At 69.4% G+C, this 5,660-nt stretch carries 5 protein-coding genes; 2 read left to right on the top strand and 3 right to left on the bottom strand.

Annotated features, from left to right (window positions below; all coding sequences use genetic code 11):
* From QNJ12_RS23215 to QNJ12_RS23205, 3 genes are all read right to left on the bottom strand, one after another.
* Window positions 1–2,429 (bottom strand): hypothetical protein (locus tag QNJ12_RS23215; protein ID WP_300626415.1); only part of this gene is annotated, 2,429 nt, incomplete at its 3' end.
* Between the two features lie 96 nt (window positions 2,430–2,525).
* Window positions 2,526–3,371 (bottom strand): phytanoyl-CoA dioxygenase family protein, encoded by an 846-nt coding sequence (locus QNJ12_RS23210; protein ID WP_300626413.1) that lies wholly within the window; start codon window positions 3,369–3,371, stop codon window positions 2,526–2,528.
* Window positions 3,372–3,474: 103 nt separating this feature from the next.
* Window positions 3,475–4,386 (bottom strand): EamA family transporter, encoded by a 912-nt coding sequence (locus tag QNJ12_RS23205; protein ID WP_300626411.1) that lies wholly within the window; start codon window positions 4,384–4,386, stop codon window positions 3,475–3,477.
* A 101-nt stretch (window positions 4,387–4,487) separates the two neighbouring features.
* On the opposite strand from QNJ12_RS23205, the gene QNJ12_RS23200 reads away from it, so the two are divergent.
* Together QNJ12_RS23200 and QNJ12_RS23195 are read left to right on the top strand one after the other, a co-directional pair.
* Complete coding sequence (locus QNJ12_RS23200; RefSeq protein ID WP_300626410.1) at window positions 4,488–5,396, top strand: LysR substrate-binding domain-containing protein; 909 nt, start codon at window positions 4,488–4,490, stop codon at window positions 5,394–5,396.
* A gap of 71 nt (window positions 5,397–5,467) precedes the next feature.
* The coding region (locus QNJ12_RS23195; protein WP_300626408.1) for a hypothetical protein at window positions 5,468–5,660 on the top strand (193 nt) is incomplete at its 3' end.

Here is a 5,660-nt window from a genome sequence, read left to right as displayed (position 1 = left end):
CCCGCCGTGTCGAACGTCGCCTCGAACGTGACCGTCGCCGAGGAGAGCCGGGTGCGGACCTCACCTTCCGAGAGCTCGTGGCGGACGTCGCTCGGCAGGTTGACGATGCCGAGCGGATCGAAGGCGACCTCTTCGGTCATCAGGTCGACGATCATCAGGTGCGGTGGGCGACCGCTGCCGTCGTCGACGTAGACGCTCCACTCCGCACGCATCCCCTCCATCGCGTCATCGATCTCGTACACCGACAACGTCAGGTGGTGACCGCTGGGTCCGCCCTCGAACAGGGTCGTCGGGGCGAGGGTGTGGCCGGGCGGCAGGGCGAGCGCAGCCTCGAGCCCGGTGGGGTCGGTGACCTCGAAGTTGTAGTACGTGGTCGGCGTGTCGTTGGCGATGTTCACGCCGACGAACGGGTCGGCCTCGCCCCGGAAGAACTGCTCGACGGCGGCGCGCATCAGGCCCGACTGGTGGCCGTTGGTCGTGAAGGCGACCAGCTCGGCCAGCCACTCGGGCGTGATGTCGAGGTGGTCGGAGTCGAGGTTGGCCATCGGTGAGGCGACGTACTCGAGGTCGTTCACGTAGTACACGGCGTCCTTGACGGTGGGCTTCAGGTACCGGGCCCACTGCGAGTCGTCGGTGAACGTGAGCTGCGTGGTGTCGACGAAGTAGGCGTCGTGGTTGAACGTGGTGGCGTTGTACAGGACGCGGTCGGATACCCCGTGAGCCCAGTAGATGTAGTCGTTCCCGATCGCCATCTCCCTGGTGAACCGGGCGACCTCGGCGGTCTCGGGGTCGGGCACCGGGAACGTCGTCGAGAACACGGGAACCTCGCCGTCGCCGTCGAAGCGCCCGATGTTCGACACCACGACACCGTCGACGAGCTCGTGGGACAGCGGCTGGGCCGGCGTCAGCAGGTCGCGCGAATCGGCCGACACCTCCTCGGCCAGCACCTCGACGACGTGGAAGCGAGGGCGTTCACCGGCGTTCGGATCGGCACCTTCCGGTCCGTGGACGAACACGTCCCACTCGGCTCGGGCCCCGGTCACGATCGATCCGCCGCCCGCGTTGTAGATGTTGAGGGCGAGGAAGTACTCCCCCTCGGGGTCGTCGGTCTCGAGGAACCGGGTCGGAGCGAGCCTGAAGCCGGCGGGGAGCTCGTTCTGCTCGAAGGCCTCGATCGCGGCCTGGTCACGGAACTCCCAGCGGATGTAGACCGAGCCCGGCGAGGGCGGCGCACCACCGTCCGCCTCGCTCCTGACGACGAAGTCGAGCCAGGCCGGCTTCGTGCGCTCGGCGACGCGCTCTGCGTAGGCGAGCGCCTCCATGCCGGCGAACAGCTTCTTGAAGACGTGGCGCGACTCGCGGAGCTCGTCGTGGCTCGGTTCGAGCGGGCTCGGAGGGAGCGCGACGACGACCTGGCCGAGGCCCGCCGCAACCGGATCGGCCAGGACGAGCGGTTGCTCCGCCGGGTCGTCCCCCTGCGTCGAGGGCAGGTTGAGCGCGTTGTAGGCATCGACGAACTCCGAGGCGTTCGAAGTGTGGAACGCCAGCTCGCCGCCGATCTCGCCGCCGACCACGTCCAGCGCTCCGGTCATCACGGCCGCGCCGCGGAGCGACTGATCGGGCGTCACGTCGTCGAACAGTGCCGGCAGGCCGTACGCGAAGCTCAGATGGGCATCACCCACGAGCGCACCGAGGAAGGGGACGATCGCACTCGCGCCGCTGGGGCTCTCCCCGTCGACGACGTCGAGGACGGACTCCACGGCGGCGGCCTTCCCGACGACCAGCACACCGCCCGGAAGCAGCGTCAGATGGTTCCCGTTCACGTCCAGGTAGAGCTGCCGATTCGCCGGCCCGTAGCTGCCGTCCGGCGTCGGCCCAGGTCCGGCGACCACCTCGTCGATGGTCTCGCCCCGCAGCCGGGCCACGAGGAAGAGGCCGTCTGCGGCGTCGGTCGTCTGCGCGAGCAGCGCGCTCGCCATCACGCGGGGTACGTCGACGCTCGCCGCCAGCGCTCCGACGGCACCGAACATGTCGGTGAACGCCGGGTCGGCGCCCTCGCCGCCCATCCAGGCCGTGACGTCGGCGAACGATCCAGCCGACAGCAGCGCCTCGACGTCGACGGCCGCGACACCACGCGTATCGGCCGGCAGCACCCGGACCAGCGCGTCGAGCGTCTGGGCGTGGTCGGCGTCCGCACTCACGACGGGATCGACGCCCGACGCGACCGTGGCCGCCGGGCCGGCATCGTCGGCGTCGCCGTCGGCGGCGGCCGTCGTGTCGATCGGGTCGTCCCCGGCGATGTCGTCGTCGTTCGCGGCGCCCGAGCACGCCAGCAGGAAGCAGCAGGCCAGCGCCATGACGACGGCCGGCCGTTTGGGGCTCGATCTGACGCTGCGTTCTCGGATGCGCCACCTTGCCAGATCGTGCACGGAGTGTCCGAGTACTCGACGAGACGGCGAGCGCGGCGTCGCTCGGGTGATCATCGAGCGGATCGATTGCAGCCAGGTCGCGACTCGAGACGCGGGCTACAACGTCGACTCGACGTCCCGTTCGGCACCGACGTAGATGAGCTCGCGGAGCGCCTGGGCGGCGCGGGCGTGGAACGCCACCGCGTCGGGATGCAAGTCGGATACGGGCGGCGCGCCGTGCTCGAAGTGGTGGTAGTCGTCGACGCCGCGCACCAGCGCCGCCGTGTCCCACTCGGCCAGCGTCTGGCGCGTGTTGGTGGGCATGTACTGGATCGACAGGCCGATCCGGCGATCGTCGGTCGTGTTGGGTCCCGAGCCGTGCGCCGAGCGGCCGTGGTGGATCGACGCCTGGCCCGCCGTGAGCGGCATGGCGACCGGCGACCGGCTGCCGATGTCGATCGTCAGCTCCTGGCCGCGGGTCAGCATGTTGTCCTCGTGGTAGGTCTCGAGATGTTCGAGCCGCTCGCGGTGGCTGCCCGGGAGCACGCTCATGCAGCCCGCCGCCTCGGACGCCGGCGCGAGCGCCACCCAGACGGTCACGAGGTCGTCGGTGTCGAGGCCCCAGTACTGCAGGTCCTGGTGCCACCCGACGTAGCTCGGCGAGTGCGCCTCCTTGATCCACCAGATCGTGCCCCAACAGAGGATGTCGGGCCCGATCAGGTCCTCGACCGCGTCGAGCAGCCGCTCGTTGCGGATGATGGCGTCGACCCAGGTGAACAGGTAGTGCGACTTGGTCCGCTGGTCGGGCCCGATTGCATGTCCGAGCGACGCCTCGTGCGCTTCGAGACGGGCGCGGGCCTCGGCCGCCTCGTCGATCGTCAACACCTCGACCGGGAACACGAACCCGAGCTCGCGGAACTGGTCGATCTGCTCGGCCGTCAGCACCTTGCCGTCGTCACCCACCGACCCACTGTGCCCGACGAGTCCGACCCGGGCAAGCCCGACGTCAGGGACCGGCCCCGCCTCCCCGCGGCACGGCCCGACGGGATGTGAAGGCGACGGGCGATCAACCGAGGCGTTGGCCCGACGCTGCGTCGCGACGGAAGTCGGCGCGTGCGTGCGCAATGATCGCGGTCAGCACGACCGCCGCCCCGACACCGCTGGTCACTGGCGGCGCCTCGCTCAGAAACCCCCACGCCATCGCGATCGCGACCGGCGTCTCCGCCGACCCGAGCAGCCCGGACTCCGCCGCAGGGATGAGCTTCGTGCCCTCCGTCCACAAGACCGTGGCGACCGCGAACACCAGACCGAACACGACGAGGAGCACTGCGTCGCGTCGGGTCACATCGAGCGGCGTGGCGGCGAACCATCCGGCCCCGAAGAGCAGCAACGACGACGCAGCCGCGGCCAGCGGCGCATCGGTGTCGGTGAACGTCCGGATGAGCACCATGTACAACGCGTTCAGCGCGACCATGGCGATGGCGACGGCGTCACCGTCGAGATTGGGTGAGCCGAGGCTCCCGCTGACGATGACGACGACGCCGATCAACGAAGTGGTCGCCGTGGCCAGCGTCCGGCGCTGGATCGGTTCGGACAACACGGCTCGCTCGAGCAGGGCCGCGACGAACGGGATCGTCGCGTAGATGACGGACACGTTCGCGACGTACGTGTGCTTGAAGGCCACGATGAACGTCACCGATCCCACCCCGCCGACGGCGGCGAGCACCCAGCCCCCGGTCCCGAGTCGGAAGGTGTCGCGGACCGGCCTCGCTCGGTTGCGCGACCACACGTAGGCCGCGATGCCGAGGGCGCCGATGAGGCCGCGCCAGGTCAGTACCGTCCAACTGCCGGCGTCGATCGCCTTGGTCAGCACTCCGGAGCAGCTGAACATGACCGCTGACGCCAGCACGAGCGACGATCCCACCCATCGCGGCACCGCCCCGGCGTGACGTTCGTCGTCCTGCGTCCTGATCTCCATCGCTGAGCCCTTCGCCGCGAGACATTCGATCTGCGAGGAACGTATCCTGCGAGACATGCAGGCAGAAGCTCGTTGTTCGAGTGCAGGCACTCGTAAATCAGATGTCTGAGTTCGAGCGACGGCTGCCGCCTCTTGCCACGCTGGTGGTGTTCGAGGCGGCGTTCAGGCACCGCAACTTCACTCGGGCGGCCACCGAGCTCTTCCTGTCGCAGGCCAGCGTCAGCCGGCGCGTCCGCGAGCTCGAAGGCGATCTGGGAGTCAGCCTCTTCGAGCGCGGACGATACGACGTGACGCCGACCGACGATGCCGAACGTCTCGCCGCCTCGGTTCGGATGTGTCTCAGCGAGCTGGCGTCGACCGCAGAGGCGATCCGGCGAAGGGCCGTCGGGCAGGAGTCGTTGACGATCCTTGCCGACCCGTCCCTGGCAGCGGCATGGGTGGTGCCGGTCATCGGCGACTACCAGCGCAGGAACCCCAACTTGACGATCCGGGTGATCTCGTCGTGTGAGGCGATCGAGGAGACCCGCGAGGAGTTCGACATCGCGCTGCAGTACGGCCATCACGAGTCCAGCGCCTACGACGTCCGATTCGTCGCTCACGAGGACGTCTTCCCGGTGTGCTCACCATCGTTCGCAGCTCGTGTGCCACCGCTCGATGCCGCCGATCTCGCCGACCTGCCGCTGCTGCACGTCGAGTACTCGAATCCGAGCTGGGCGACCTGGCAGCACGTGTTCGACGCGTTCGCCGTGGGCGCCCCTGCCGTCGACGGAGCGCTGGTCTTCAGCTCGTACCAGGTCTGCCTCGACGTGGCCGAACGCGGCGAGGGGATCGCACTCGGGTGGCAACGGTCGGTACAAGCGCGTCTGGACGCAGGCTCGCTGGTGAGGATTCCCGGCATCACGCTGCCGATGGCCGGGACGATCAACGCCTACACGCCGAAGTACGGAGCAGCGAACCCGCACGCACCAGGGTTCCTCGCGTTGCTCGGCGAGATCGTCTCGCTCGAGTGACGCCGTCACCGGGCACGTCGCGATGACCGGGCAACAGCAGGCCCGCACCGCTGTGGCCGGCCACGACGTCGGTGTCGCTCGGGCAGGCGGAGACCACCTACCTCGCCACCGCCGCCGAGTGCCCGACACCGCACCTGCCGCTGATCGGGTACGACGACGCCGTGTCCAGCCGAGGTCAGCACCGCTTCGACCCCGTGCCACGTCGCCGGCTCAGCCGGCGGACCGTGGACGAGGACGAACTGCACGCCGCCCGCCGCGCGAACG

This window comes from Ilumatobacter sp. (genome assembly GCF_030065885.1).
In the GTDB taxonomy this organism is placed as follows: domain Bacteria; phylum Actinomycetota; class Acidimicrobiia; order Acidimicrobiales; family Ilumatobacteraceae; genus Ilumatobacter.
The sequence above is the reverse complement of the archived record's forward strand: the minus strand, read 5'-3'. Positions and strand labels throughout refer to the sequence as shown.